This window comes from Streptomyces solincola (genome assembly GCF_002982015.1).
Taxonomy (GTDB): Bacteria; Actinomycetota; Actinomycetes; order Streptomycetales; family Streptomycetaceae; genus Streptomyces; species Streptomyces solincola.
This window is the reverse complement of the sequence record NZ_PVLV01000538.1, coordinates 1-2,352: the sequence shown is the minus strand read 5'-3', so window position 1 is coordinate 2,352 and position 2,352 is coordinate 1. Positions and strand designations below refer to the sequence as shown.

Genomic DNA, 2,352 nt, shown 5'->3' with positions numbered 1-2,352 from the left:
GACCTGACCCCCGCGGCGACGGGCCCGGCTCCCCTTCCCAGGGGGCCGGGCCCGTCCTCTCGTACCGCCGTCGCTCAGCCGCGCACCAGCGCCCGCGCCGCCCGGCGCACCGGGCCGTGCAGCAGCAGCCTGCCGACCGCGCCCCCGGGCCGCCAGCGCAGTTGCAGCCGGCCCGCGCCGCGGCCCTCCGGCTCCACCAGCACCCGGTGCCGCCTCGCGCCCGGCAGTTCGAAGGGGGCGAAGTCCAGCGGGGCGAGCAGCACCCCGGTGTTGCTCCGCCGCCCCGGGGCCCGGCCGTCGGTCAGCTCCAGCACCGGGTGGCGGACGCCCTGGAAGCCGTGCGCGGGCAGCGCGGCGTCGGCCGGGCGCAGCCGTACCGACCCGGTGAAGCAGCCGCGCCCGGCCGGGTCCATCCGCAGCGGCACGGTCGACCACCGTCCGGCCGGTGCGAGATGGAGCCGGGCGGCCAGCGGGGCCAGCGGCAGCCGCAGTCCCGGGTCGTACGTCCGGACGGCCAGCTCCACCGCCCCGCCGGCCCGGTCCGGCCGCACGGCGGTGATCTCGTGCCGGAAGCGGGCGTCGGGGAACGGGCAGCCGCGCAGGTCCCACTCGCTCAGGTCCAGGTCCGCGCGGGCGGCGGCCGAGCCCGGCAGCCGGCCGCCCCAGTACACCCGCCCGTCCGCCCCGGTGACCGTCTCCCGCGGGCCGACCCCGTGCGCGAGCCCGCGGGCGGCCTGCCGGGCCTCCTCGTACCGCCCCTCCCGCAGCAGCCCCAGCACCGCCCGGTCCACCCGCCCCAGCCTCTCGAACGCGGCGGCCGACAGCGGCTCCAGGCAGGGCAGCACCTCGGCGGCGAACTCGGCCACCCACGCCGTCTCCCGGTACGGCAGGTCCCCCGCGTACAGCCGCAGGTCGTGGACGAGGAACTTGAAGTCCCGCTCCCGGCGCACCGCGAGCGACGCGCCCTGCTCGGCGAGGAAGGCGTCGATCCGGCGGGCGATGGCCACCCGGTCGCGGACGTTGGCCATCAGATGGCGGCGGTTGGAGATGGTCGCCGCTCCGGGGCGGGCCGCGGAGTCCACGTACCAGCGGTACACCGGCTCGGTGATCACCGTCAGCGCCCGGGCCAGGGTGTAGACCTGCGCGGTGAACAACTGGTCCTCGTAGTGCAGCCCCTCGGGGAAGCGCAGCCCGTGCCGCTCCAGGAACTCCCGGCGGTAGAGCTTGTTGGTGGACAGCGGCTCGAACAGCAGTCCCGGCTCGTCCTCCAGCCCCCGGACGGTGCGGCGCTCCCGGAACAGCTCCGGCATCCACCGCGAGGCCCCGCCGTCCGGCCGCACCCGCTCCACCGCCCCCATCACCACGTCCGCGTACGCCTCCCCGTGCGCCGCCATCATCGACTCGACGGCTCTGGGGGGCAGTTCGTCGTCGCTGTCCAGGAACATCACGAACGGCGTCCGGGCCTCCGCGAGGCCCCGGTTGCGGGGTGCGCTGCACCCGCCGCTGTTGCGCTCCAGCCGCACCACCCGGATGCGCGGGTCCTTCGCCGCCAGCTCGGCGGCGATCTGCGGGGTGGTGTCGGCGGAGTGGTCGTCCACCACCAGGATGTCGATGTCCCGGTGCGTCTGCGCCCGGACCGAGGCGATCGCCCGCGGCAGCCGCCCGGCGTCGTCGTACACGATGACGATCACGGTGACGTCGGGGACGGTCACCCCCAGCGCGGTGGTCATCGTCCGGCCTCCTCGGGGGTCGGGGCGGGGGTGCGGCGTTCCAGCGGCAGGACCGGCGGCAGGCTCTCCTCGCCCTCGCCGAGGAACACCCGGCGCACCACCCGTTCGGCGGCCCGCCCGTCGTCGAAGGCGCAGAACCGCAGTCGGAAGTCGTGCCGCAGCTTGCCCGCCGCCTCGTCGCGCCAACTGCCGTCGGTGAGGACCTCCGTCAGCTCGGCCTGGCTGCGGGCGACGGGCCCGGGCGGCTCGGCGGTGACGTCGAAGTAGACCCCGCGCACCGCCCGGTAGGTCTCCCAGTCGTCGGCGAGCAGCACGATGGGGCGGTCCAGGTTGGCGTAGTCGAACATGATCGACGAGTAGTCGGTGACCAGCGCGTCGGCGGCCAGCGCCAGGTCCTCCACCGGGTCCCAGCCGGTGACGTCCAGCACCCGGGGGTGCCGCCCGGCCCAAGCCGGCTCCGCGCGGGAGGCGTCCGGGTGGAAGGCGTCCGGGTGGAAGTAGTGGCCGCGTACCAGCAGCACGGTGTCCTCGCCCAGGTCCTCGGCCAGCCGGGGCAGGTCGAGCCGGGGGCGGGGGCGGGCCTCGTGGTCGCGGTGGGTGGGCGCGTAGAGCAGGGCGCGGG

2 protein-coding genes are annotated in these 2,352 nt (G+C 76.4%); both read right to left on the bottom strand.

Features of this window, described 5'->3' with window-relative positions:
• Nucleotides 1–74 precede the first annotated feature (74 nt).
• Nucleotides 75–1,730: a glycosyltransferase family 2 protein gene (locus C6N75_RS26670; RefSeq protein WP_105871434.1), complete on the bottom strand. Its 1,656-nt coding sequence runs from the start codon at nucleotides 1,728–1,730 to the stop codon at nucleotides 75–77.
• Nucleotides 1,727–2,352 (bottom strand): CDP-glycerol glycerophosphotransferase family protein (locus tag C6N75_RS26665; protein ID WP_181160628.1); only part of this gene is annotated, 626 nt, incomplete at its 5' end. The genes C6N75_RS26670 and C6N75_RS26665, both read right to left, overlap by 4 nt.